Source organism: Vogesella alkaliphila, assembly GCF_014652475.1.
Classification (GTDB): Bacteria; Pseudomonadota; Gammaproteobacteria; order Burkholderiales; family Chromobacteriaceae; genus Vogesella; species Vogesella alkaliphila.
The window spans coordinates 1-23,734 of record NZ_BMYW01000005.1; the positions used below are offsets into that span (position 1 = coordinate 1).

Consider the following 23,734-nt stretch of genomic DNA (forward strand, 5'->3'; position numbering starts at 1 on the left):
CTTCATGTCCAAACTCCTTGTCATGGTGGGTTGGACTCTAAAGTCACGTGCTACTCAATACCGGGGGGACGTCGTGTGATCTGCTCCCCTCAGCTAACCCCAACCCTAGTTACACAAAATCTCGGACGCACTCGTGGTGAGGTGGTCTTTCCCTGTGTTCAGCTGCTTTTTTCCTGTAGTAATTTTTCTATCCTGCCTTGTAGTGCTTCCGGCGATGTCAATGGTCCGTAACGGCCAATAATTACTCCCTCGCGACTGATCAGGAACTTGGTGAAGTTCCACTTGATGGCTTTGCTTCCGAGGATGCCCGGCTTGTGCTCCGTGAGGTAGTGCCACAGCGGGTGGGCGTTATGACCGTTGACGTCGATTTTCTCGCTGAGCAGGAAGCTGACTCCATATCGGGTTTGGCAAAACTGCTGGATGTCTACTGGCTGCCCCGGCTCCTGTTGTCCAAACTGGTTGCAGGGAAAGCCGATCACGCTCAGACCCTCTCCCTGGTAGCGTTGGTGCAAGCGTTCCAGTGCTGCATATTGTTTGGTGAAACCGCATTCACTCGCGGTATTGCACAGTAATAGCACGCGACCGGAAAGTTCTGAGAGAGGGATGGTTTGGCCGTTGATGGTGTTGAGGCTGAAATCAGAAATGGCCATGTTCATCTTGCTTGAAAATCGGACAAAAAAAGAGCGTTGCGGCAAGGGGGAACCACAACGCTCAGGAAGAAACACGTCAGCAACAGTATTGCCCGCCGTGTTCTTCATCCTAGACCAGATGACCTGAATTGCGAGAAGGAATTGCGCTTGCTAGGCCAGTGCCTCAGGTGCGCGGCAGGGTAACGCCGACCTGCCCCATGTACTTGCCGGCGCGATCCTTGTAGGAAACGTCACAGACTTCGTCAGACTCGAAGAACAGTACTTGGGCTACGCCCTCGTTGGCGTAGATTTTTGCTGGCAGCGGCGTGGTGTTGGAGAATTCCAGCGTCACATAGCCCTCCCATTCCGGTTCAAACGGGGTGACATTGACGATGATGCCGCAACGGGCATAGGTGGACTTCCCCAGGCACACGGTCAGTACCGAGCGCGGAATCTTGAAGTATTCGACGGTGCGGGCGAGGGCGAAGGAGTTGGGCGGGATGATGCAATAGCCCTTGCCGGACACCTCGACAAACGACTGTGGGTCGAAATTTTTCGGGTCAACGATGGTGCTGTTGATATTGGTGAAAACCTTGAATTCATCGGCGCAGCGGATATCGTAGCCGTAGCTCGATGTGCCGTACGAAATGACTTTCTCGCCGTTTATCTGCTTTACCTGCTCGTATACGAATGGCTCGATCATGGCCTGTTCCTCTGCCATGCGACGGATCCACTTGTCGGATTTGATGCTCATCTTGTTGTTTTCCAAGGCGCTTGAATTAGCTGCGGATTTTACCGCCCATGCCGGTGATGCGGCTACTGGAACACATCAAGAAATATTGAAGAGCTTGGTAAAACAGGCGATTTCCAGCACCTGGCGTACGGTCTCGCGACAGTTGACCAGAGTCAGCCCCTTGCCGGCGCTGCTGGCACGTTCTTTCAGCAATAGCAGCATGCCAAGTGCCGAACTGTCCAGATAGGGAACCTGGTCGAAGTCGACCTCGATTTCGGTGATGTCGTTGTTGTCGAGTACTTCCTGGCTTGCTTGGCGGAATGCCTTGTGAGCATTGAAATCGAATTGGCCAACAAGAAATATGCTGCCAACATGGCCGCGCAGTTTAACGATAGGTTTCATCATTGGGTCATTGCCATTCATGGTTCACCAGTCTGTGGGAGGGCAACCGAGAACACGGTGCTGTCATCTTCGCGATGATAGCTTAGCTCGCCACCCAGTGCGTCAATTACCCGTTTGGTGATGGCCAAGCCAAGACCGGTTCCATTCGCCCGGGTTGTGAAAAAAGGTTCAAATATGCGGGGTACCAGTTCCGGCGCAATGCCGGGACCATTGTCCCTTACTCTGAATGTAAGACAGTTTTCGTCGTTCAGCACCTCCAGCGTCACCTTGCCGTCAATCGGCGCATGTTGCAGAGCATTTTCCAGCAAGCCGATCATGGCCGCCACCAGCTCTTTGGGGCGGCAGTTCAGTGATGCTTGTCCTAGGTCTGTGGTATGGATCTGGAAGTGCACGCCATGACCCTCGCACTGTGCTGCGAACGACTGTTCCAGTTCGTGTATCAGCTCGGATAGCGGGTAGCGGGTGATTTGCTCACTGGAGGTGTTCTGACGGACAAATCCCAGCATTTCCTGAGTCAGTCCCTCCAGCGCTTGCAGGCGGTCGACAATTTTGCGCGAGAATTTCAGTCGCTCCTCGGGCGAAAGTGTTGGTCGCTCCAGGTTCTTGGCGTAGAGCAGGGCGGTGGCGAGTGGGGTGCGCAGCTGATGGGCGAGCGATGCCGCCATTTGTCCCATGGACGCCAGCTTGTTTTGCTGCGCCAGTTGCTCATGCAGGTGGCGCAGGGTCCCCACGTCATGGAGGAGAAAAATTGTCGACAGGTCGTCCAGCGGGCAAGTTTGCAGCGTCAGGTAGCGTGTCCGGCCGCTGTGCGGGTCGGCAAGATGAATCACTCCATCGGCATCCATCTGGTGCAGCAATTCTGTCTCGCTCCAGTGCGTGCCACTCTGTAGCCCGGGAAGCATCATTCTTGCGGCGTTGTTCAGGGAAATGATCTGCTTCTGCGCGTCGGTTTCGATGACACCGGCAGGTAATTCATCGACGAGGGTGGCCAGTCGTTGTGCCAGCTGAGCGTTGGCTTGTGACTTTTGCAGCAGCTCGTCATTGGCTTGGGTCAATTGAGTGTTCAACTCTTCAACTTTGATCTCAAGCTGTTGGTATGCTTTGATCAACTCATCGGTTACCGCGTTAAAGTGGGCAAATGTTGCGGCCAACGTTTCCGGGGTGGTATTTGTTGATAGATTATTCGACATTAAGCAGGTGCCATTTGTAAAGGCTAGTTAAACCGTATGATAATCCTACCCCTGAGCGTGGGGTGTGATGGTGCTGGACTCCTTATAGAGCACAGGCGATACTACTCGCAGTGTTGCCATTCTGGAATGTAAAGCTTGACGCCGGCTGGCATGAATGTCTTTGTCGTAAGAAATGAATTTTTCCTCGGAGGTTTCCGTGTCTGAGCTTCTTAAAAAAATCGATGCCCGCACCAAGCTGGCAGGAACGAACAAACTGGAAATTCTCTTGTTCTCTCTCGGGGTAGACCAAAGAACAGGGCGCAAGGAGACCTTCGGTATCAATGTTTTCAAAGTACGTGAGGTGATGCGGACGCCGGAAATTACTTCGGCGCCGGAAATGCCTTCTTCCGTCGAGGGTATGGTTAGCCTGCGTGGCAGCCTGGTACCGGTGATCGATCTGGCGCGCTACGCTGGCATCGTCAGCGAGAAACGTCCGGAAATCATGATCGTGACCGAGTACAACGGCCATACCCAGGGCTTTCTGGTCGAAGCCGTCGATACCATCCTGCGTCTGGATTGGGCGGCGATGCGGGTGCCGCCAGAGATGATCACCAACCGGATGGGCGGCTTGGTCACGGCGGTCACCGAGCTGGACGGCGGTACGTTGGTGATGATGATGGACGTTGAGAAGGTGCTGGCGGAAACGGCCATGTACGGTGATGAACACCAGTTTATCGGCATCGATCCGATCAAAGAGCCGCGCATGGTGTACTTTGCCGATGACTCGGCGGTTGCTCGCAAGCAAATCCAGCAGACATTTGAGGTTATGAACATCAAGTATGCGTCAGCCATCAACGGCATGCGGGCATGGGATGACCTGCAGCGCATGGCGTCGCAGGCCGAACTGGCCGGGCGCAAGTTGAGCGATGTCGTGAACCTGGTGCTGACCGACGTCGAGATGCCGGAGATGGACGGTTACATGCTGACCAAGCTGATCAAGTCCGACCCGCGTTTCCACGGTATTCCTGTGCTGATGCACTCCTCGCTGTCGGGACAATCCAACCAGAAGCTGGGCGAGTCGGTTGGTGTCGATGCCTACGTATCCAAGTTCGAGCCACAAAAGCTCTCGATGAAAATCCGCGAGATGCTGAAGATTTGAGCTGATTTGCGCTTTATTTAAGGAGTGGCCATGTCCGCATCTGATGCCTCTTTGCTTGCCAATATCGACGCCCGTACCAAACTGGCGGGGTCGAACAAGATGGAAATCCTGCTGTTTTCGTTGGGTACCCGCGAAACATTCGGGATCAACGTGTTCAAGGTGCGCGAAGTGTCGCAGACACCTTTTGTCACCAAGACCCCCAATATGCCATTCGGTGTCGAAGGGGTGTTGTCCCTGCGTGGCAACATCATTCCCGTGATTTCGCTGGCCAAGTTCATCGGCTGTGAGTTGGCGGAAGGCGGCTACAACACCATGATCGTCACCGAGTTCAACAAGAGCACCCAGGCATTCCTGGTGGACTCGGTGGATCGCATCATCCGCGTCGACTGGGACAAGGTCCGCGCGCCAGAGAACGTGATGAATACCACCCAGCAGACGCTGATTACGGCGGTGACCGAACTGGATGATGGCAAGCTGGTTTCCATTCTGGACGTTGAGCAGATACTGTCCAGCGTCGTCGGTGAGACCCGTTTGCCGGATATTCCTCAGGCAGCACTGGAAGATGACCAGTACGTGTTCTTCGTCGATGACTCGGTGGTGGCGCGCAAAGAGATCTCCAACGTGATGGACAAGATGTCCATCAAGTATCATCAGGCAAACAACGGTAAAGAGGCGTGGGACAAGTTGCAGGTGCTGGCGAACAGAACCTGGTCCGACTCCGAAAGCCTGCACGACAACCTGAAACTGATCCTGGTCGATGCGGAAATGCCGGAAATGGACGGTTACGTCCTGACCAAGTTGATCAAGTCGGATGCCCGCTTCTCCGGCATTCCGATCGTGATGCACTCATCCCTGTCGTCGAATGCCAACCGGGCCATGGGGGCCAGTGTCGGTGTCGATGCCTATGTCGCCAAGTTCGACCCTGCGGTGCTTGCGGATACAATCATTCCTTTCCTTCAGCGCTAGGAACAAAATAAGCTGGGAATTGATATCAGCTCAGGAAAAAGCCAATGATAGATAAGAATATGAGATTTCTGGTTGTTGACGATTTCTCAACAATGAGAAGGATTGTGCGCAACCTATTGAAGGAATTGGGAATTACCAATGTCGACGAGGCCGAGGATGGCCAGGTTGCTTTGCACAAGCTGAAGACGCAGCATTTCGATTTCATCGTATCCGACTGGAACATGCCAAACATGACTGGCATCGAGTTGCTGCGTGCAGTGCGGGCCGATCCGCAACTGAAGACGCTGCCGTTCCTGATGATCACTGCCGAAGCGAAGCGCGAAAACATCATCGAGGCGGCAACGGCAGGAGCCAGTGGCTACATCGTGAAGCCGTTTACTGCCGCGACACTGGAAGAAAAGATGGGCAAGATCTTCCAGAGCCTAAACAAATAAAGCAGCCAGTACTGTTTGCCAGGAGAAATTGTCGTGCCGGATCATCTTCTTGAAAGTGGCGACTCGCCAGAGCTGGAAGCTCTATTTGAAAGCATTGCCAAACAGCAGGCCTCTCAGCAAGAGGCACCCTCGGCAGAGGTTGATGGTGCGAATCCCCAGGCTGCATTGGCCATTTATGCCCAGGTCGGCCAAATGACCCGCAAGCTGCACGATGCGCTGCGTGAGCTTGGTTACGACAAATCCTTGGAAAAGGTGGCTGATGCCCTTCCTGACGCCAAGGATCGCTTGGGTTACATCGCGACGCTGACGGCCAATGCCGCGGAGCGTGTGCTCAACGCCACTGATATTGCCCGTCCGATCCAGGACGAACTGCAGTCCCAGTCCGCATCCTTGTCGGGGCGTTGGGACCAGTTGTTTGCCAACCAGCTGTCGGTTGACGACTTCAAACTGCTGGCCGCGGATACCCGTCGCTTCCTGGCCCAGGCGCCACAGCAGACGGCGGCAACCAATGCCCAGTTGCTGGAAATCGTGATGGCTCAGGATTTCCAGGACCTGACCGGACAGGTGATCAAGAAGGTCATGGACATGGTCAAGACGCTGGAAAGCGAGCTGCTGACCGTGTTGATCGAGTACCTGCCGGCCGAGAAGAAGGTGGAACTGGGCACCGATCTGCTGCAAGGTCCGGTCGTGAACCCTGATGGCCGTTCCGACGTGGTAACCAATCAGCAGCAAGTGGATGACTTGCTGGAAAGCTTGGGTTTCTAAGACGCGCGATCGTCTAGGCCGTCTACTGCGGGCCGATAATGAAAAGGAAGTCAAAATGAGCGACTTTGCAGGTATGGAAGATCTGATGCAGGATTTTCTGCTTGAGTCCACGGAGCTGTTGTCCGATGTCGACAACAAACTGTGCGAGCTTGAGAAGCGGCCTAATGACAAGGCGTTACTGAATGATATCTTCCGGGGGTTCCATACCATCAAGGGCGGAGCCGGCTTTCTGAATGTGTCGGCAATGGTGACCATCTGTCACCGTACCGAGAACCTTTTTGACAAGCTGCGCAACGGCGAATTGCCGCTGTCGTCGGAGCTGATGGATGTGATCCTGGATGCGACCGGCGTGGTGCGTGGCATGTTCACCACCTTGTCGCAGGGGTTGTCGCCGGCCGCGCCGGATGCCGGCCTGCTTGCGGCATTGGATAGTGCGCTGGCTGGCAACCTAGCGTCTCCTGCCGCTCCTGTGGCCGCGCCGGCTGCGACCCCGGCTGCGGCGGCCAATACGCCGGACTGGAATGTGTTGCACGCGGCAGTGGCCAAGACTGAGACCCCCGCTGCAGCACCGGCTGCGGTTGCCGTGGTTGCAGCACCGGTTGTCGAGGCCGTGGTCGAGGCGCCGGCGATGCCGGTGGCCGCCGCCAAGCCGGTACCGGCAAAGATGGCGCCCCAACAAGGCATGGCCAGTGCGCCGCCGGAAAACACCATCCGTATCGATACCGTCCGCCTGGACCAGGTGCTCAACCTGTCCGGTGAAATCGGCCTGACCAAGAACCGCCTGACCACGCTGCGTACCGAGATCCTGCAGGGCAATATGGAGACGAATACCCTGCGCTCCCTCGACGAGGCGATCAGCCAGCTCGACCTGCTGGTCAGCGATTTGCAGAATGCGGTGATGAAAACCCGCATGCAGCCGATCGGGCGTCTGTTCCAGAAGTACCCACGCCTGGCGCGGGACCTGGCGCGGCAATTGGGCAAGGAAGTCGAGCTGGTCATTACCGGCGAGGAAACCGAACTCGACAAGACCATGATCGAAGACCTGAACGACCCGCTGGTGCACCTGGTGCGCAATGCGGTCGATCACGGGGTCGAGTCCTCCGAAGAGCGCATCAGCGTCGGCAAGAAGCCGCAGTCGCTGGTGCAGCTGTCGGCCGAGCAGGTCGGCGATCATATCGTCATCGAGATCACCGATGACGGTAAGGGGATGAACCCCGAGGCGCTGCGCCGCAAGGCCATCGAGAAAGGCCTCATCGACGCGGAGACGGCCAACGGTCTCGACGAGAAACAGTGCTTGCAGCTGATTTTCCTGCCGGGCTTCTCCACCAAGGACCAGATTTCGAACGTGTCCGGCCGCGGCGTCGGCATGGATGTGGTGCGGACCAATATCCAGAAGCTGAATGGCCGTATCGACATCAACTCCGAACAGGGTGTCGGTACCCGGATCAGCATTTCGCTGCCGCTGACGCTGGCCATCCTGCCGGTGCTGGTGGTGCGTGCCTGCAACCAGCCATTTGCGGTGCCGCTGGCCATGGTTCGCGAAATCATTCCGATCGATGTCTCTGCGATCCAGGAAGTATCGGGGCGGCCAACCATCGTGGTGCGCGACGAGATCCTGCCGTTGAAGACGCTGGCCAACCTGCTGAACTGGGCGCCGACACAGAAGCCGCAATTCGGCGTGCTGATGCAGTCTGCCGAGAAGTCCTTCATTCTTGCCGTCGACTCTTTTGTTGGTCGTGACGATGTGGTGATCAAGCCGCTGCAGAACATCCGTCCGAAGGGGGTCGCCGGTGCGACCCTGTCCGGTGATGGCTCTGTGGTGCTGGTACTGGACATGGAAGACTTGTTGACGGGGCAGGCGGATGCACAGAGTGGTGGCGCGATGATGCTTCGCAACGCTGACAACTATTCTTACTGAGTCTGCTTGCAATGTCCGTATCGGCTTTTTTGGGAAGACAGCCTGTTCTGAATCGTAATCAGCAGCTCATAGGCTATGAGCTGCTGTTCCGAGAAAGTGAAACCTCGACCGAGATCGGACGGCATGCCGAGCTGGATGCCGATACCGAAGTACTGGTCAATACCCTGAACCACATGGGTACCAGCTGGCTGATCGGCAACAAGCTGGCTTTCATCAACGTCGGCGAGTCGATGATCGGCAGTGATTTTCTGGAGTTGCTGCCGCCACGGCGGGTGGTGCTGGAGCTCTCCGGCAAGCTGACGCCCTCCAACGAACTGCTATCCCGTGTCCGTCACCTGCGCTCCCTCGGCTTCGGGGTGGCGCTGGACGGTTTCTCGTTCGAGTCGCCGGCGGCGGCCTTCCTCGACCTGGCCAACTACGTCAAGCTGGACGTGCAGTCGATGGATGCGCAGGCCTTCCAGACGCTGGCGGTGCGCCTGCGCAGCTATCCGGTGATCCGCATCGCCGAGCGCGTCGAGACCTATGAGCACTACCATCTGGCCCGCGATCTGGGGCTGGACGGCTACCAGGGCTACTACTTTGCCAAGCCGGAAACCCTGTCCGCCAAGGTGATCCACCCCAGCTTTGCCAATACCCTCAAGCTGCTGAACCTGCTGCGCCAGGATGCGGCGCTGAAGGAGGTGGAGGCGGTGCTGAAAACCGACGTCGCGCTGTCCTTCAAGTTGCTGCGCTACGTCAACTCGGCCGCGGCCGGGCTGAATACCACCATCAGCTCGTTCTCGCACGCGCTGACGGTGCTGGGCTACAAGCGGCTGTACCGCTGGCTGACACTGCTGCTGGTGACCAGCTCGGAAAACGGACTGATGCCGGCCGCACTGCAGAAAACCGCGGTGTCGCGCGCGCGCATGATGGAACTGATCGCGCTGGAGTCCGGCCTGTCTGCCGATGTCGCCGACAGCTTCTTCATCACCGGCATGTTCTCCTTGCTGGACGTGATTTTCGACATGCCGATCGCGCTGGCGCTGGAGCATCTCAACCTGCCGGAAGAGATTTGCGAGGCACTGAGGGTGCATGCCGGCCGTTATGGCCTGTGCCTGGAACTGGTGCTGGCGATGGAGGCGGGCACCGACAATCTGCCGCAACTGGCGCAGCGCCTGAACATCGAGGCCGAGGCCTTGAACCTGTTGCACACCAGTGCACTCTCTTGGGTGGAAGAGCTTAGTCTATAATCACCCCTCTGTTTCTCTCGGTTGACTCAAATCATGAAGTATCTGGCTATCGATACGTCGAACACGCATGTTTCGATTGCTGTCGCTGTGGACGAGCGTTTTTTCTCGGCAACCCTGTCGGTGGTGAACGGGCACTCCGAAGAAACCCTGCCGCTGATTCAGCGCCTGCTGGCCGATAGCGGCATCGGCCTCGCCGAACTGGATGGCATCATCTACGGCCAGGGGCCGGGTGCCTTCACCGGTTTGCGCATCGGCTGCGGCATCGCGCAGGGGCTGGCGCTGGCGCATGACTTGCCGCTGATCCCGGTACCGACGCTGGACGTGATTGCCTTCCAGTCTGGCGCACCGGTGGTGCAGGTGGTGATGGATGCGCGCATGAACGAGGTCTACACCGCGAGCTATCGCGACGGTGTGGCGCAAACCCCGATCACCTTGCAGTCGCGCGCCGCGTTGTCCGTGCCGGCCGATATCCCGTTGCTGGCAGGGGATTGCGCACAGGAGCTGAACTATCCGGGCAAGACCATGTGCGAGCTGCGTCCGGATGCGGCCAGCTACATCCGGCTGGTACGCCGTGGCGGCTATGCCGCGGTGGCACCGGAAGCGGCGGGGCTGCTGTATATCCGCGACAAGGTGGCGCTGACCGCAGCCGAACAGCAGGCACGCAAGCATGGCTGAGCTGCGCCGCCTGTCCGATCCTGCCCTGGCCGAAGCCCTGCACCGGCTGGAGTCGGCGGTGTGCGCGCATCCGTGGGCCGTGGTGGTCTACGCGCAGACGCTGGCTTCCGAAAGCGAGCGGGTGCAGGTGTTGCAGCAGGCCGAGCAATGGCTGGCGGTGCTGGTGTCCGAGCAGATCCTGGACGAGCTGCACATCCACAATCTTTTCGTGCCGCTGGCCGCTCAGCGCCGTGGCCATGCCCGCGCCCTGCTGCAGGCGGCCCTGACCGAGGCGAAGGCGGCCGGTGCCAGCCGTTGCCTGCTGGAGGTGCGCGCCGGCAATGCCGCGGCCATCGGCCTGTACCGTGCCCTCGGTTTTGTCGACTGCGGCCTGCGCAAGGGCTACTACCGGCATGAGCACGGTCGCGAGGACGCCTTGCTGATGGAGTGCCCGCTACCATGAGTCGCCAGCATCTGCTTCTTCGCGAGCTGGGGCTGGCACCGCGTTGGCGTTTGCGCCACGGCGCGGCGCCGGAGCCCGTATCGACGCCGGCCTTGGCGCCAGTTGCGGCCAACCTTGTGCCCGCTGCCACCTCTGAGCCGCCCGTAGGCGCCACACCAGTGTCCGTTGCGGAGATGGAGGCGGTGCCGACACCTGCCGTTATCGAGCCGACCACGACCGCGTTGCCGGACTGGGCGGACTTGCAGCGGCAGGTGGCGAGCTGTACCGCCTGCGGCCTGTGCCAGACCCGTACCCAGACGGTGTTCGGCAAGGGCAATCCGCGGGCGCGCCTGATGCTGGTCGGCGAGGCGCCGGGTGCGGAAGAGGACAAGCTGGGCCTGCCGTTCGTCGGCAAGGCCGGACAGCTGCTGGACAATATGCTGGCCGCCATCGGCCTGGGCCAGGACGATGTCTTTATCGCCAATGTGCTGAAGTGCCGCCCGCCGGGCAACCGCAATCCGGCGGCCGACGAAATCGCCGCCTGTGCCGACTATCTGCGCTGGCAGATTGCCCATGTCCAACCGGACGTGCTGGTGACGCTGGGCCGCTTCGCCGCCCACGCGCTGCTGCAGAGCGATGCCGCCATCGGCGTCCTGCGGCGCGAGACGCACCAGTACCAGGGCATCCCCTTGTTCGTTACTTTTCATCCGGCGTATCTGCTGCGCAGCCCTGGCGAAAAAGCCAAGGCGTGGCAGGATCTGCTGGCTATCCGCCGTGCGCTGGCCAACAAGGCCTGATCCGGCGCCGCGACCGTCACCTTCTACTGGATAATTCAAGTCAATATCATGTGGTTCCGACAACTCAGTTTCTACCATCTGCCTGCCCCGGAGCAGATCGTGGCCAGCAAGCTGGCCGATGCGCTGGCAGCCCGCCAGTTCCAGCGTTGTTCCGGTCTCGACTGGTTCAGCGAGGGCTGGGTCGCCCCCGCGCCGCATCTCGACGAGCCGCTGTATGTGCAGCGCGAGCGCTTGCTGCTGTCGCTACGCCGCGAGGACAAGGTGTTGCCGGCCGGCGTGATCCGCGATTTCCTGGACGCCAAGCTGCGCGACATCGAGCAGCAGGAGCTGCGCAAGGTTGGCCGCAAGGAAAAACTGGCGATGAAGGAGCAGATCACCGACGACCTGCTGCCGCGCGCCTTCACCCGCACCAGCCGCACGGCCGCCTATTTCGATCTGGCGCGCGGCTGGCTGGTGGTGGACAGCGGCTCCGCCAGCAAGGCCGAGGCGCTGCTGAGCAATCTGCGCGAGGCGATGCCGCCGCTGCCGGCCACGCTGCCGCGCACGGCGCTGTCGCCGCACACGCTGATGACCGACTGGCTGGCGGCGGGAGAGGCCAGCGGCGATTTCGTGCTGGATTCCGACTGCGAGCTGAAGGACAGCTCGGAAAACGGCGCGGTCGTGCGTTGCACCCGCATGGACCTGACCGCGGACGAGATCCGTCAGCACATCGCCACCGGCAAGCAGGTGACCCGCCTCGGCCTGATCTGGCGCGAGCGCATCCGCTTCACGCTGACCGATACCCTGCAGCTGAAAAAGCTGCAGTTTCTCGACGTGCTGCAGGAAGAGGCCAGCCAGGCGGGGGACGACGCCGCCAGCCTGTTTGAGGCGACCTTCCTGCTGATGAGCGAGGAGTTGGGCGAGCTGATCGACGATCTGGTGCAGGCGCTGGGCGGCTTGCAGGATGCGGCCAACCTTGCGCCTGCGGCCGCTGTACCGGCCGCATCGGCGTCGCCTGCCGACGCTGCGGCGCCTGGCACGGTCGACATGCCCTGGGATTGATCTTGTGGCCGGTGCCTGCCGCCGTTGGCGGCTGGGCGCCTTGGCTGGCGTGACCATCATGAAAAACGCCTTGCACCGGCCGGTGCAAGGCGTTTTTCATGGTTTGCCGGAGACGGCTTACAGTCCGCCGTCCTCGACGCGCAGCACCTGGCCTGGCTGGATCTGGTTGGCAACCAGCTGGGTGTTCCAGCGCTGGATGTCGCTGTGATGGATGCCGAACTTGCGGGCGATGCTGAACACGGTGTCGCCGGCCTGCACCACATACTCGGCCGATTTGCGCGCTGGCTGCTGGTAGGCAACGGTGCGCAGTGGCGAGGTCACGCTGGCGGTGACGTTGCCCAGCGGAGCACCCAGCACGCGCAGGTTCTGCCCCAGCTTGACCGCGTCGCTGTTCAGCATGTTCAGGCTTTTCAGTTCCGCCACGCTCATGTTGTAGCGGCGCGAGATGTTGTACAGCGTGTCACCGTTGGCCACGACATGGTTTTCCACGCGGGTGGCCGGGCGCAGCGGCAGCTCGGGGGCGTCGCTGGCGCTGGCCACGGCGGTCACTGCCGGTTTGGCGCGCGGAGTCGGCGCGGCTTGTGGTTTGCTGACCGGCTGGCTCGGTGCGACGGTGGCGGCAGCAGGGACGTTGCTGTTGGCCACGGTGTTCACCGGAGTGGCTGGGGCCGGCGGTACGACAGCGGCGGCGTTGGCGACAGCCGCGACGGCAGGTGTTGCAAGCGCTACGGCGGCGGTTGGGGCGCTATTGGCAGCCAGGGTGACGGCTGGTGCGGCAGTCGCCGGGCTGCTTGCCGGTGTGCTGGCGACGGGGGCGGTCGCGACGCTGGTGACGACAGGAGTTACCGGAGTGGTGGTGGCCACGCTGACGCTCGCGACGCGCACCATCGGCTGTTCATTGCTGGCGAGCAGCACCGGGGCGGTGGCCGGGGTGACGTCGCTGGCTTCCAGTGTCGCCGGGGCGTCCTGGGTGCGGGCGGCAACCAGCACTGGCCGGCCGGCGTTGACGGTGCGGTTGCCCTGCAGGCTGTTGGCGACCAGCAATTCGTTCGGGTTCATGTCGAACTGCTGGGCCAGTTCGCTGACGCTGAGATCGCTCTCCGGCACGTGTACCTGCCAGGTCAGCAGCGGCTTGTCCCATTTGGCCAGGTTGGTCTCGAAGCGGTGCAGCTTGGTTGCCGGCAGCAGCATCTGGCGGCCGCTCTTGTGCGCGTACACCGGCAGGTTGAACGCGGGGTTGAGTTCCTTGAACTCGGAGACCGGCATTTCCGCCAGCTTGGCCGCAATGTCGATGTTCATGTGCTTGCCGGTGCTGACGGCGACAAAGGCCGGCTTGTTGGGCAGCACGTCGATGCGCAGGCCGAAGTTCTCCGGTTGCGCCATGATGTTGCGGATGGCGAGCAGTTTCGGCGCGTAGTTGCGCGTCTCGGCCGGCATCGCGATGTTTTCGTAGGTTTCGGTTTCGCCGCGGGCGCGCACGCGGCTGATCGCCTTGCTCAGGTTGCCCTGGCCCCAGTTGTAGGCGGCCAGCGCCAGGTTCCAGTCGCCGAAGCGGTTGTACAGCACCTGCAGGTAGTCCAGCGCGGCGCGGGTGGATTCCACCACGTCGCGGCGGCCGTCGTACCACCAGGTTTGTTCCAGTTCGTACTCGCGGCCGGTGGCCGGCATGAACTGCCACAGGCCGGCGGCGCCGACCGGCGAGCTGGCCGTCGGCACGAAGGAGCTTTCCACCACCGGCAGGAAGGCCAGTTCGGTCGGCATGCCGCGCTTTTCCACTTCGTTCATGATGTGGAACAGGTATTTGCGGCTGCGGTCCAGGGTGCGGCGCAGGTATTCCGGGCGCGCGGTGTAGTACTTCTCGTGGCGGCGTACCAGCTCGGGATTGACCTCCGGCAGCTGGAAGCCTTCGCGCGCGCGTTGCCACACGTTGTCGCCGTTGCGCAGCAGGCTGGTGTTGATCAGCATCATGTCCAGACCGGCGGCCAGGCCGTCGTCGACGCCGGGCGTGCTCCAGCCCGGTATCGTCACGCTATTGGTCGCGTGGGCGGCGGGCAGGGCAAGGAGTACGGCGAGGGCGAGCGGGGTAAATTTTTTCATGGCAACGGCCTGTCGGAGCATATCGGGCGATGCTACCACGCCCGCCTGCGACGTCAATTATGAAGCGCTATGTTGTTCATTTAATTTCTTAATTTTTGTGTCTTTCACGACAAAACTATTTGCCTGGCGGGTGTCCTGCCATTTAACTGACGCGGAAGTCATTTTTCCATTGCCGCAGGGTGGCGAACACGCCCAGCGCGTCGTTGCCGCCGCCCGGCTGGTGGTGGCGCGCGGCGCGGCGGATGCCGGCCTCGCCGCAGCGCAGGAACGGGTTGTGCTGCAGCTCCTCCGCCAGCAGGCAGGGCAGCGTCGGCAAGTCCTGTTCGCGCCGGGCACTGTCGCGTTGCCAGCGCTGCTGCAGCGCCGGATTGTCCGGCTCCAGCGCCAATGCAAATTGTAGATTAGCCAGCGTGTATTCGTGAGCCGGATAGCACAGTGTTTGCGGCGGCAGTGCGGCCAACCTTTGCAGCGAGGCGTGCAGACTGTCGATGCTGCCGTCAAATACGCGTCCACAACCGGCGGCAAACAGGGTGTCGCCGCAAAACAGGTGCTGGCCGCAATGAAATGCCAGATGGTTGGCGGTGTGGCCGGGCACTTCGTAGACCTGGCAGTCCAGGCCCAGTGCCGGCAGTCGGCTGCCTTCCTTCACCGGCACGCTGACGCCGCTGACACCGGCCGGGCCGTACACCGGACAGTCCGGCCACTGCGCGTGCAGCGCCGGCAGGCCGCCGATGTGGTCGTGGTGGTGGTGGGTGATCCAGATCGCGTGCAGACTCAGCTGCGCCTGCGCCAGAAACTGCTGCACCGGGGCGGCGTCGCCCGGGTCGACCACGATCGCGGCGCGGTCGTCGTGCAAAACCCAGATATAATTATCAGAGAACGCCTTGAGTGGGGTAATGCGTACAATGTCGGCCATGAGTGATCCCGCAATGATGGAAGAGTTCGCTGACTGGCTGGCCAGCGCCGAACTGGGACAATACCTGCTGGCGCAGGAACAGGCTTTCTTCGACAGCGCGGTAGCCGACGTGTTCGGTTTTCGCGCGCTGCAGATCGGCCTGTGCCAGCACGATTTCCTCGCCATGAACCGCATCCCGTGGAAGGGGCTGGCGGCCGCCTGCGGCGAGCCGGGCGTGGTCTGCGATCCGGCCTTCCTGCCCTTCGACAGCAAGAGCCTGGATCTGGTCATTTTGCCGCACGGGCTGGATTTTACCAGCCTGCCGCACCAGGTGCTGCGCGAGGCGGAGCGGGTGCTGGTGCCGGAAGGGCGGCTGATCATCAGCGGTTTCAATCCGGCGTCGCTGTGGGGCGTGCGCCGCCTGCTGCAGGGGCGGGAAGACAACCCGTGGCGCGGCAACTTCGTGTCGCTGCCGCGCATCCGCGACTGGCTGAAATTGCTGGAGCTGGAGCACGAGGCCACCTCATTCATGGCATACTCGCCGCCTTTGGCGCGCAAGGACTGGCTGGCGCGCTGGCAGTTCATGGAAAGCACCGGCGCGCGCTGCTGGCCGCTGGCCGCCGGCGTCTATGGCGTCGTCGCCGTCAAACGTCAGCGCGGCATGCGCCTGATCACGCCGCGCTGGGCGCCGGCCAAGCCGGCCCGGGCGATGCTGGTCGCCGGCGGCAACGACCGCAACCCGCTTACCCGTAGCTCTGATAACGAGACATTGCATGACTGACGAAATCGTCGAGATTTACCCTGATGGCGCCTGCAAGGGCAACCCCGGTCCCGGTGGCTGGGGCGTGCTGCTGCGCTACAAGGGGCAGGAAAAGGAAATGTTCGGCGGCGAAGCCGGCACCACCAACAACCGCATGGAACTGCTGGCGGTGATCCGCGGCCTGGAAACGCTGAAGCGCAGCTGCCGCATCGTGGTGTACACCGACTCGCAGTACGTGCAAAAAGGCATCTCCGAGTGGATCCACGGCTGGAAGACGCGCGGCTGGAAGACCGCCAGCAAGGAGCCGGTGAAGAACGCCGACCTGTGGCAGCAGCTGGATGCGCTGCGCAACAACCACCAGGTGGAGTGGCGCTGGGTCAAGGGCCACGCCGGCCATGAATTCAACGAGCGCGCTGACCAGCTGGCCAATGCCGGCGTCGACAGCCTGCGCCGCTAGCCAGCTGCCCGCTTGCGGCCAACCTTGAACCCCATCCGATACCATTATGCGCCAAATCATTCTTGATACCGAGACCACCGGCCTGGAGCCGAGCCAGGGCCACCGCATCATCGAGTTTGCCGGCCTGGAAATGGTGGACCGCAAGCTGACCGGTCGCCACCTGCACCTGTACATGCATCCCGAGCGCGAGATCGACCCCGACGCCGAGCGCGTGCACGGCATCTCGCTGGATTTTCTCGCCGACAAGCCGAAGTTCCACGCCGTCGCCGACGAACTGGTGGACTTCATCAGCGGTGCCGAGCTGATCATCCACAACGCGCCGTTTGACGTCGGCTTCCTCAATGCCGAATTCAGCCGCCTCGGCATCGCGCCGGTGGACAAGCTGTGCGCCGTGGTCACCGACACCCTGCGCATGGCGCGCGACACCTTCCCCGGCAAGCGCAACAGCCTGGACGCCTTGTGCGACCGCTTCGAGATCGACCGCAGCAACCGTACCCTGCACGGCGCGCTGATCGACTGCGAACTGCTGGCCGAGGTCTACCTGTGGATGACCCGTGGCCAGGAAAGCCTGATGATGGACGCCGGTCCGGGTGAGGGGGAGGGCGGCACCGGTCTCAACCTCGCGTTCGAGCGCAAGCCGCTGACGGTGCTGGCGCCGACGGCCGAGGAACTGGCCGCGCATCAGGAGTACCTCGACCTGCTGGACAAGACGGTGAAGGGCAGCTGCCTGTGGCGCAGCATCGAGAACCCGGCGCCGGTGCCGTCATGAGCGCCTGCATCGCCCTGGTGCCGGCCGCCGGTCACGGCAGCCGCTTTGGCGCCGCCACCCCGAAACAGTACCTGCCGCTGGCCGGGCGGCCGCTCTTGGCGCACACGCTGGACGTGCTGTGCCGCAACGCGGCGATCAGCCGTGTGGCGGTGGTGATCTCGCCCGGCGACGAGTGGTTTGACAGCTTCGACTGGCCGCAGCCCAAGCTGGAAGTGCTGCGCGTCGGCGGCCCCAGCCGCGCCGAGAGCGTGGCCGGCGGCCTGGCCGCGCTGGCGGCCGACGCCGACGACTGGGTGCTGGTGCACGACGCCGCGCGCTGCTGTCTCAGCGACAACGCGTTGCAGCGCCTGATCGACGGCCTGCAGGACGACGCGGTCGGCGGCCTGCTGGCACAGCCGGTGGCCGATACCGTCAAGCGGGCCAGCCCGCAGGGCCGCGTGGCCGCCACCGTGCCGCGCGACGGCCTGTGGCTGGCGCAGACGCCGCAGATGTTCCGCGCCGGCCTCTTGGCCGAGGCATTGCACGATGCGGCCAACCCTGCGATTACCGACGAAGCCTCCGCCATCGAGCTGCTCGGCCACGCACCGCGGCTGGTGGAAGGCGAGGCACAGAACTTCAAAGTGACGTGGCCGCAGGATCTGGCGCTGGCCGGCGCCATCCTCGCGGCGCACAAAGGATAAGCAGATGACGCCATTCCGTATCGGCCAGGGCTACGACGTGCACCGTCTGGTCGAAGGCCGCCCGCTGATGCTGGGCGGGGTACACATCCCGCACGACAAGGGCCTGCTCGGCCACTCCGACGCCGACGCCTTGCTGCACGCCATCACCGACGCGGTGCTGGGCGCGGCGGCGCTGGGCGACATCGGCCGGCACTTCCCGGATACCGACGCCGCGTTCAAGGGCGCCGACAGCGGCGTGCTGCTGCAGGAGGCGATGCGCCGCGTGCGCGCCGCCGGCTGGCAGCTGGTGAACGTGGACAGCACCATCATCGCGCAGGCGCCGAAGCTGGCGCCGCACATCGACACCATCCGCGCCCGCATCGCCGCGCTGCTGGACATCGACGTGGCCTGCGTCAACGTCAAGGGCAAGACCAATGAAAAGCTCGGCTACCTCGGCCGGGCGGAAGCGATCGAAACGCAGGCGGTGTGCCTGCTGGTGCCGCAATAATTCCTCATTCCGGAGAACACTCATGGACCAGAATCAACTGAAACAGCTGGTGGCACAACAGGCCATCAAATTCGTGCCGGATGACTGCATCGTCGGCGTCGGCACCGGCAGCACCGTCAACTTCTTCATCGACGAGCTGGCCAAGATCAAGGGCCGCATCAAGGGGGCGGTGTCCAGCTCCGAAGCGTCGACCAAGCGGTTGAAGGAGATCGGCATTCCGGTGTACGACCTGAACACGGTGGGCCCGGACGAGCTGCCGGTGTATATCGACGGCGCCGACGAGGTCAACCACCACCTGCACATGATCAAGGGCGGCGGCGCCGCGCTGACGCGCGAGAAGATCATCGCCGCGGTGGCGCAGCAGTTCATCTGCATCGCCGACGAGAGCAAGTACGTGCCGGTGCTGGGCGCCTTCCCGCTGCCGGTGGAGGTGATCCCGATGGCGCGCAGCCACGTGGCGCGCGAGATCGTCAAGCTCGGCGGCCATCCGGAGTGGCGCATGGGCGTCACCACCGACAACGGCAACATCATCCTCGACGTGCACGGCCTGCAGATCGCCGAGCCGGTGAAGCTGGAACAGCAGATCAACCAGATCGTCGGCGTGGTCACCAACGGCCTGTTCGCGCAGCGCCGGGCCGACGTGCTGCTGCTGGGGACGGCTGCTGGCGTGAAGGAACTGAGCTAAGTCCGGCCACGCTTGCGGCCAACGTTGGCCGCAAGCGCTGCGTTACCGTCCATCTTGCTGCAACAGAACTGTCATGTTGCGCGTCTATCATGGCGCGCTTGAAGCCGAAAACCAACGAGGTCGCTCATGCCTGATCACATTTCCAAGCAGTTTGATATGGAGCTCGAAAATATCCGCACCCGCGTACTGCAGATGGGGGGACTGGTCGAGCAGCAAATCCGCGCCGCGATGGAGGCGTTGCAGGACGGGGATGTCGATCGTCTCGACCGCGTGATCGCCGACGACGCCAAGGTCAACGCCTTCGAGGTGGCGATCGACGAGGACTGCCAGCACATCATCGCCCGCCGCCAGCCGGCCGCCAGCGACCTGCGCATGGTGATCACGGTGATCAAGACCATCACCGACCTGGAGCGTATCGGCGACGAGGCGCAGAAGGTCGCCCGCGTCGGCCGCTCGATGTACCAGTCGTCGCGCTATCCTACACCGCGCTTCCGCGAGGCCGACAAGATGGCCAAGTCGGCGCTGGCGATGCTGCACCGCGCGCTGGACGCGTTTGCCCGCCTCGATACCACCGCCGCGGTGGAGCTGGCCGAAGAAGACATGATGCTGGACGAGGACTACGCGTCCGAGCTGCGCTCGCAGATCACCTACATGATGGAAGACCCGCGCACCATCACGCTGTCGATCGACACCCTGTTCATCTGCAAGGCGATCGAGCGCATCGGCGACCACGCCAAGAACATCTCCGAGTACGTGGTGTATCTGGTGAAGGGCAAGGACATCCGTCATACCTCGCTGGAAGACAAGAAGCGCGAGACCCAGTCGCAAGATCCGGCCTGATTTCGCGTGCAGTAGTCCAAAGGCGGCGGTAACATCGGTTACCGCCGTTTTTTCGTTTACCAACCCGTTTCCAAGAAGGGGTGATTCTTGAACAGTACCACGCCCCCCTACGATGTATTGGCCACCGTCGACCTAGGTTCCAACAGCTTCCGGCTGCAAGTGTCGCGCGTGGTGGATGACCAGCTGTATCCGCTGGACGTACTGAAGGAAACCGTCCGTCTGGGCGGTGGCCTCACCGAAGACAAACTGCTGGAGCAGGACACCATCGACCGCGCGCTGGCCTGCATGGCGCGCTTCGGCGAGCGGCTGCGCGGCTTCGAGCCGCGCCAGGTGCGCATCGTCGGCACCAACACCCTGCGCGTGGCCAAAAATGCGCCGGCCTTCATCAGCGAAGCCGAACGGTTGCTGGGCTTCCCGATCGAGATCATTGCCGGGCGCGAAGAAGCGCGCCTGATCTACCTGGGCGCCGCGCACAGCCTGCCGGCCACCAGGGAGCGCCGCCTGGTGGTCGACATCGGTGGCGGTTCCACCGAATTCATCATCGGCAGCCAGTACAAGGCGCACGTGACCGAGAGCCTGCCGCTGGGTTGCGTCACCTACAGCCTGCGCCATTTCCCCGGCGGCAAGATCAGCAAGGCCGCGTTCCGCGACGCCGAGCTGGCCGCCGCCAGCGAGATCCAGCGCATCACCCACGCCTATCCGCCAAGCGAGTGGCAGCTGGCGGTCGGCACCTCCGGCACCGCGCGTTCGCTGCGCGACATCCTGGAAATCAACGACTGGACCAGCGGCGAGATCACCCTCGGCGGCATGCTGCGCCTGCGCGAGGAGCTGCTGCGCTTCGGCTCGTTCAAGAGCATCGACCTGAACGGCCTCAAGCCGGACCGGGCGCCGGTGATCTGCGGCGGCCTCGCGGTGATGATCGCGGTATTCCAGACCCTGCACATCGAGCGCATGATCGTCACCGACGGCGCGCTGCGCGACGGCGTGCTCTACGACCTGCTGGGTCGACAGCGGGAGAAGGACATGCGCGACTCCACCATTGCCCAGTTCAAGCGCCGTTACCACGTCGATACCGCGCAGGCGGAACGGGTGCTGCGCCTGGCCGAGCAGTTTTACGGCATGGTGGCGCCGGACGGCCCGCTGCTCAAATGCCTGAACTGGGCGGCCAAGGTGCACGAGATCGGGTTGTCGATCGCGCACACCGCCTACCACAAGCATTCCGCCTACATCCTGCAGAACGCCGACATGCCGGGCTTCTCGCGGCGCGAGCAGAGTGAGCTGGCCACCATCGTGCTCGGCCATCGTGGCGACATGGGCAAGATGACGCGCGAGATCGCCGATCCGGAACTGTGGCACGCGGTGCTGGCGCTGAGGTTGGCCGCGCTGTTCTGCCGCAGCCGCAACGATATCGATGGCAGGGCGGTGCAGAACGTGCAGCAGACCATGAACGGCTACGCGATCACCATCGATGGCGACTGGCTGGAGGCCAATCCGCTGACCACCAGCGCCTTCGGCCAGGAGGTCGGCCAGTGGCGCCGTGTCGGCATGTTGCTGGAGCTGCGCCCGGCCTGAATGCGGTAAGTGCTTGAAAGTGCCATGACTTTGCGATAGGTTTCAATTTCAACTTATGCGGATTGGAATGCCATGGCCAGCAAAACCACCACCAGTCGCCGCCTGATCACCCCGAAGAGCTGGGGGATCCGTCAGCCGGAGTTGATCGACACCCCCGGCCGCGACCGGGTCTGTTCGCGCTGTTCCGGACGGGGCCTGATCGAGGTGCGCACCATCGCCGGCATGATGATGCGCTGTCCGCGCTGCCAGCAGCTGCAGTTCTGAGCGTTGCCGGCAAAAGAAAAGACCACCGCGTGCGGTGGTCTCTTGCTTGCTGCGGGCCGGGAAATCAGGCGCGCTTCTTGAACTCGTTGGTGCGGGTATCGATTTCGATCTTTTCGCCGGTGTTGACGAAAGCCGGAACCTGCACTTCAAAGGTGGTGCCTACCAGGCGTGCCGGCTTCAGTACCTTGCCGGAAGTGTCGCCACGGACGGCCGGCTCGGTGTATTCCACTTCGCGAACCACGGTGGTCGGCAGTTCCACGGAGATGGCCTTGCCGTCGTAGAAGGTCACCTGGCAAACGTCTTCCATGCCGTCAACGATGTAGTTGATGGTCTCGCCCAGGTTGTCGGCTTCGACTTCGTACTGGTTGAACTCGGCGTCCATGAACACGTACATCGGATCGGCGAAGTAGGAGTACTGGCAGTCCTTGCGATCCAGCACCACCACATCGAACTTGTCGTCGGCACGATACACGGCTTCGGAACCGGCGCCGGACAGCAGGTTCTTCATCTTCATTTTCACGACCGATGCATTGCGGCCGGATTTGCTGAATTCAGCTTTTTGTACAACCATCGGCTCGCCGCCGACCATGAATACGTTACCTGCGCGGAGTTCCTGAGCGGTTTTCATGCGTTTAAGTCCTAAAGTCTTGAATCGGAATCGGAAACCGATCCCCTTGGAAACCGGTTATTGTAGCTGCTTTTCGGTGAACTGCACCAGTCGTGTGGCAAGGTCGCCGTGCGCCAGTTGCATTTGTGGCCAGGCGCGGGCGTGCGCCTGCCACGCCGGCAGCATGGCCAGCGCTTGCCACCAGCTGGCGCTGACGTCCTGCTCGCGGTTCCAGCCGCGCCACAGCTCGCCCACCACCTGTTGCAGTGCCGCCGGCAGCGGTGCCAGGTAGCGTTGCAAAAAAGCCTCCAGCTTGACCAGATGCGCGTCCTCGTCCTGGCGGTAGATGTGCCACAGGAACGGCCGCGCCGCCCACTGCGCACGCACGAAGCTGTCCTCGCCGCGCACGATGTTGAGATCGCACGACCACAGCAGCCGGTCGTAGCCGTGCTGGTCGGTCAGCGGCAGCATGTGCAGCGTCAGCGCACCGCGCTGCAGCACGTCGCCGGCCTGCGGCAGCTGCGCGAGCCCCAGCGCGGCGGCGACATCCGGCAACACCTTGCCCTGCGGCACCAGCAGCCGCAGCGGCTGGCTGCCGGCCGCGCAAGCGGCCAGCCACTGCCGTGCGGCGGCGGATTCGTAGCAGAACAGGCTGACGCGCAGCTCGCCGGGGCGGCGTGGCGGCACGCCCAGGCTTTGCCAGTAGGCGTCCAGCCCTGCCGCGTTGGCCTGCCACGCGTCGCGCTGCGCCGGCAGCGCCCGTTCGCACAGCAGGCCGCCGGTCGCCTCGCCAAAACCGGGAAAGAAGAAGTGCTTGGTCAGCGGCAGCTGCGGGTGCGGCGAGGCCAGGCCGTGGCAGCCGGCGACCCAGTCTTCCGCCGACAGGTATTCCAGATTGATCCACACCGGCTTGCGCGTCCGGCCGACCATGGCGGCCAGGTAGCGCTCCGGCAGCGGGCAGCCGAAGGCCTCGATCACCACGTCGGCGGCGTCGGTGGCCGGAAAGTCCTGCGCCGGCCAGTGCCGGATGTCGACGCCGTCCAGCGCCTGCTGCGCCAGCGCCGGCTGCAGGCCGGGGGCGATGCGGGCAAAGCTGGCCAGATCGTCCACCCACAGGCGCACCGCGAAGCCGTACTCGTGCGCCAGCTGCCGCGCCAGGCGCCAGGTGACGCCGATGTCGCCGTAGTTGTCGATCACGGTGCAGAAAATGTCCCAGCGTTGCGCCATGCTGTGCTCTCCATTGAATGGCTGCGCAGCATAGCGCAGCCGGCGCCGGCGACAAA

At 62.4% G+C, this 23,734-nt stretch carries 27 protein-coding genes; 19 read left to right on the forward strand and 8 right to left on the reverse strand.

From position 1 onward, the window contains the following. Positions 1 to 158: 158 nt before the first annotated feature. From IE100_RS08615 to IE100_RS08630, 4 genes are all read right to left on the reverse strand, one after another. On the reverse strand, positions 159 to 758 hold the full coding sequence (locus tag IE100_RS08615) for a glutathione peroxidase (protein WP_308426769.1): 600 nt from the start codon (positions 756 to 758) through the stop codon (positions 159 to 161). Between the two features lie 55 nt (positions 759 to 813). Next, positions 814 to 1,383 (reverse strand): dCTP deaminase, encoded by a 570-nt coding sequence (gene dcd / locus IE100_RS08620; RefSeq protein ID WP_189373701.1) that lies wholly within the window; start codon positions 1,381 to 1,383, stop codon positions 814 to 816. Between the two features lie 75 nt (positions 1,384 to 1,458). Next, entirely contained in the window at positions 1,459 to 1,767 is a 309-nt protein-coding gene (locus IE100_RS08625; RefSeq protein ID WP_229800302.1) for an STAS domain-containing protein, read from the reverse strand. A gap of 14 nt (positions 1,768 to 1,781) precedes the next feature. Further along, positions 1,782 to 2,954 (reverse strand): sensor histidine kinase, encoded by a 1,173-nt coding sequence (locus IE100_RS08630; RefSeq protein WP_189373702.1) that lies wholly within the window; start codon positions 2,952 to 2,954, stop codon positions 1,782 to 1,784. Between the two features lie 196 nt (positions 2,955 to 3,150). On the opposite strand from IE100_RS08630, the gene IE100_RS08635 reads away from it, so the two are divergent. The 10 genes from IE100_RS08635 (at position 3,151) to IE100_RS08680 (ending at position 12,338) form a co-directional block, all read left to right on the forward strand. Next, on the forward strand, positions 3,151 to 4,092 hold the full coding sequence (locus tag IE100_RS08635; RefSeq protein ID WP_047968180.1) for a chemotaxis protein: 942 nt from the start codon (positions 3,151 to 3,153) through the stop codon (positions 4,090 to 4,092). Positions 4,093 to 4,122: 30 nt separating this feature from the next. Then, entirely contained in the window at positions 4,123 to 5,058 is a 936-nt protein-coding gene (locus IE100_RS08640) for a chemotaxis protein (protein WP_189373703.1), read from the forward strand. Positions 5,059 to 5,102: 44 nt separating this feature from the next. After that, positions 5,103 to 5,492 carry a chemotaxis response regulator CheY gene (gene cheY, locus IE100_RS08645; protein WP_082133817.1) on the forward strand — a complete coding sequence of 130 codons (390 nt, stop codon included), beginning with the start codon at positions 5,103 to 5,105 and terminating at the stop codon, positions 5,490 to 5,492. A 33-nt stretch (positions 5,493 to 5,525) separates the two neighbouring features. Next, the gene (gene cheZ / locus IE100_RS08650; protein ID WP_120811401.1) at positions 5,526 to 6,257 is read left to right on the forward strand and encodes a protein phosphatase CheZ; all 732 of its coding nucleotides are present in this window, start codon (positions 5,526 to 5,528) and stop codon (positions 6,255 to 6,257) included. A gap of 55 nt (positions 6,258 to 6,312) precedes the next feature. Next, entirely contained in the window at positions 6,313 to 8,175 is a 1,863-nt protein-coding gene (locus IE100_RS08655; RefSeq protein WP_189373704.1) for a chemotaxis protein CheA, read from the forward strand. 29 nt (positions 8,176 to 8,204) lie between these two features. Beyond that, complete coding sequence (locus tag IE100_RS08660; RefSeq protein ID WP_229800303.1) at positions 8,205 to 9,404, forward strand: EAL and HDOD domain-containing protein; 1,200 nt, start codon at positions 8,205 to 8,207, stop codon at positions 9,402 to 9,404. A 33-nt stretch (positions 9,405 to 9,437) separates the two neighbouring features. After that, entirely contained in the window at positions 9,438 to 10,079 is a 642-nt protein-coding gene (gene tsaB / locus IE100_RS08665; protein ID WP_189373706.1) for a tRNA (adenosine(37)-N6)-threonylcarbamoyltransferase complex dimerization subunit type 1 TsaB, read from the forward strand. After that, the gene (gene rimI, locus IE100_RS08670) at positions 10,072 to 10,521 is read left to right on the forward strand and encodes a ribosomal protein S18-alanine N-acetyltransferase (protein ID WP_189373707.1); all 450 of its coding nucleotides are present in this window, start codon (positions 10,072 to 10,074) and stop codon (positions 10,519 to 10,521) included. Before tsaB ends, rimI begins: the two co-directional genes overlap by 8 nt. 158 nt (positions 10,522 to 10,679) lie before the next feature. Beyond that, positions 10,680 to 11,297 carry a uracil-DNA glycosylase gene (locus IE100_RS08675; RefSeq protein ID WP_229800304.1) on the forward strand — a complete coding sequence of 206 codons (618 nt, stop codon included), beginning with the start codon at positions 10,680 to 10,682 and terminating at the stop codon, positions 11,295 to 11,297. Between the two features lie 48 nt (positions 11,298 to 11,345). Next, the gene (locus tag IE100_RS08680) at positions 11,346 to 12,338 is read left to right on the forward strand and encodes a recombination-associated protein RdgC (RefSeq protein ID WP_189373709.1); all 993 of its coding nucleotides are present in this window, start codon (positions 11,346 to 11,348) and stop codon (positions 12,336 to 12,338) included. A gap of 117 nt (positions 12,339 to 12,455) precedes the next feature. On the opposite strand, the gene IE100_RS08685 is transcribed toward IE100_RS08680, so the two are convergent. Together IE100_RS08685 and gloB are read right to left on the reverse strand one after the other, a co-directional pair. Continuing rightward, complete coding sequence (locus IE100_RS08685) at positions 12,456 to 14,435, reverse strand: LysM peptidoglycan-binding domain-containing protein (protein WP_189373710.1); 1,980 nt, start codon at positions 14,433 to 14,435, stop codon at positions 12,456 to 12,458. 142 nt (positions 14,436 to 14,577) lie between these two features. Continuing rightward, positions 14,578 to 15,351 carry a hydroxyacylglutathione hydrolase gene (gloB, locus tag IE100_RS08690; RefSeq protein ID WP_189373711.1) on the reverse strand — a complete coding sequence of 258 codons (774 nt, stop codon included), beginning with the start codon at positions 15,349 to 15,351 and terminating at the stop codon, positions 14,578 to 14,580. Between gloB and IE100_RS08695 the strand changes: the two genes are divergently transcribed. From IE100_RS08695 to IE100_RS08735, 9 genes are all read left to right on the forward strand, one after another. Further along, complete coding sequence (locus IE100_RS08695; protein ID WP_229799567.1) at positions 15,350 to 16,111, forward strand: class I SAM-dependent methyltransferase; 762 nt, start codon at positions 15,350 to 15,352, stop codon at positions 16,109 to 16,111. The two genes, gloB and IE100_RS08695, sit on opposite strands and share 2 nt — an antisense overlap. Then, positions 16,104 to 16,547, forward strand: a complete 444-nt coding sequence (rnhA, locus tag IE100_RS08700) for a ribonuclease HI (RefSeq protein ID WP_047968164.1) — start codon at positions 16,104 to 16,106, stop codon at positions 16,545 to 16,547. The genes IE100_RS08695 and rnhA overlap by 8 nt, the downstream gene beginning before the upstream one ends. A 46-nt stretch (positions 16,548 to 16,593) precedes the next feature. Continuing rightward, the gene (gene dnaQ, locus IE100_RS08705) at positions 16,594 to 17,316 is read left to right on the forward strand and encodes a DNA polymerase III subunit epsilon (RefSeq protein ID WP_189373712.1); all 723 of its coding nucleotides are present in this window, start codon (positions 16,594 to 16,596) and stop codon (positions 17,314 to 17,316) included. After that, on the forward strand, positions 17,313 to 17,996 hold the full coding sequence (gene ispD / locus IE100_RS08710; RefSeq protein WP_189373713.1) for a 2-C-methyl-D-erythritol 4-phosphate cytidylyltransferase: 684 nt from the start codon (positions 17,313 to 17,315) through the stop codon (positions 17,994 to 17,996). Before dnaQ ends, ispD begins: the two co-directional genes overlap by 4 nt. 4 nt (positions 17,997 to 18,000) lie before the next feature. After that, a complete protein-coding gene (gene ispF / locus IE100_RS08715) occupies positions 18,001 to 18,483 on the forward strand; it encodes a 2-C-methyl-D-erythritol 2,4-cyclodiphosphate synthase (RefSeq protein WP_189373714.1) in 483 nt (160 codons plus the stop codon). Positions 18,484 to 18,505: 22 nt separating this feature from the next. Next, positions 18,506 to 19,168 (forward strand): ribose-5-phosphate isomerase RpiA, encoded by a 663-nt coding sequence (rpiA, locus tag IE100_RS08720; RefSeq protein ID WP_189373715.1) that lies wholly within the window; start codon positions 18,506 to 18,508, stop codon positions 19,166 to 19,168. A gap of 126 nt (positions 19,169 to 19,294) precedes the next feature. Then, positions 19,295 to 20,008 carry a phosphate signaling complex protein PhoU gene (gene phoU / locus IE100_RS08725; protein WP_189373716.1) on the forward strand — a complete coding sequence of 238 codons (714 nt, stop codon included), beginning with the start codon at positions 19,295 to 19,297 and terminating at the stop codon, positions 20,006 to 20,008. 87 nt (positions 20,009 to 20,095) lie between these two features. After that, positions 20,096 to 21,580: an exopolyphosphatase gene (ppx, locus tag IE100_RS08730; RefSeq protein ID WP_189373717.1), complete on the forward strand. Its 1,485-nt coding sequence runs from the start codon at positions 20,096 to 20,098 to the stop codon at positions 21,578 to 21,580. Positions 21,581 to 21,652: 72 nt separating this feature from the next. Beyond that, on the forward strand, positions 21,653 to 21,844 hold the full coding sequence (locus tag IE100_RS08735; protein ID WP_189373718.1) for a hypothetical protein: 192 nt from the start codon (positions 21,653 to 21,655) through the stop codon (positions 21,842 to 21,844). A 64-nt stretch (positions 21,845 to 21,908) separates the two neighbouring features. On the opposite strand, the gene efp is transcribed toward IE100_RS08735, so the two are convergent. Together efp and earP are read right to left on the reverse strand one after the other, a co-directional pair. Next, positions 21,909 to 22,472 carry an elongation factor P gene (efp, locus tag IE100_RS08740; RefSeq protein ID WP_189373719.1) on the reverse strand — a complete coding sequence of 188 codons (564 nt, stop codon included), beginning with the start codon at positions 22,470 to 22,472 and terminating at the stop codon, positions 21,909 to 21,911. Positions 22,473 to 22,529: 57 nt separating this feature from the next. After that, positions 22,530 to 23,678, reverse strand: a complete 1,149-nt coding sequence (earP, locus tag IE100_RS08745; RefSeq protein WP_189373720.1) for an elongation factor P maturation arginine rhamnosyltransferase EarP — start codon at positions 23,676 to 23,678, stop codon at positions 22,530 to 22,532. Positions 23,679 to 23,734 lie beyond the last annotated feature (56 nt).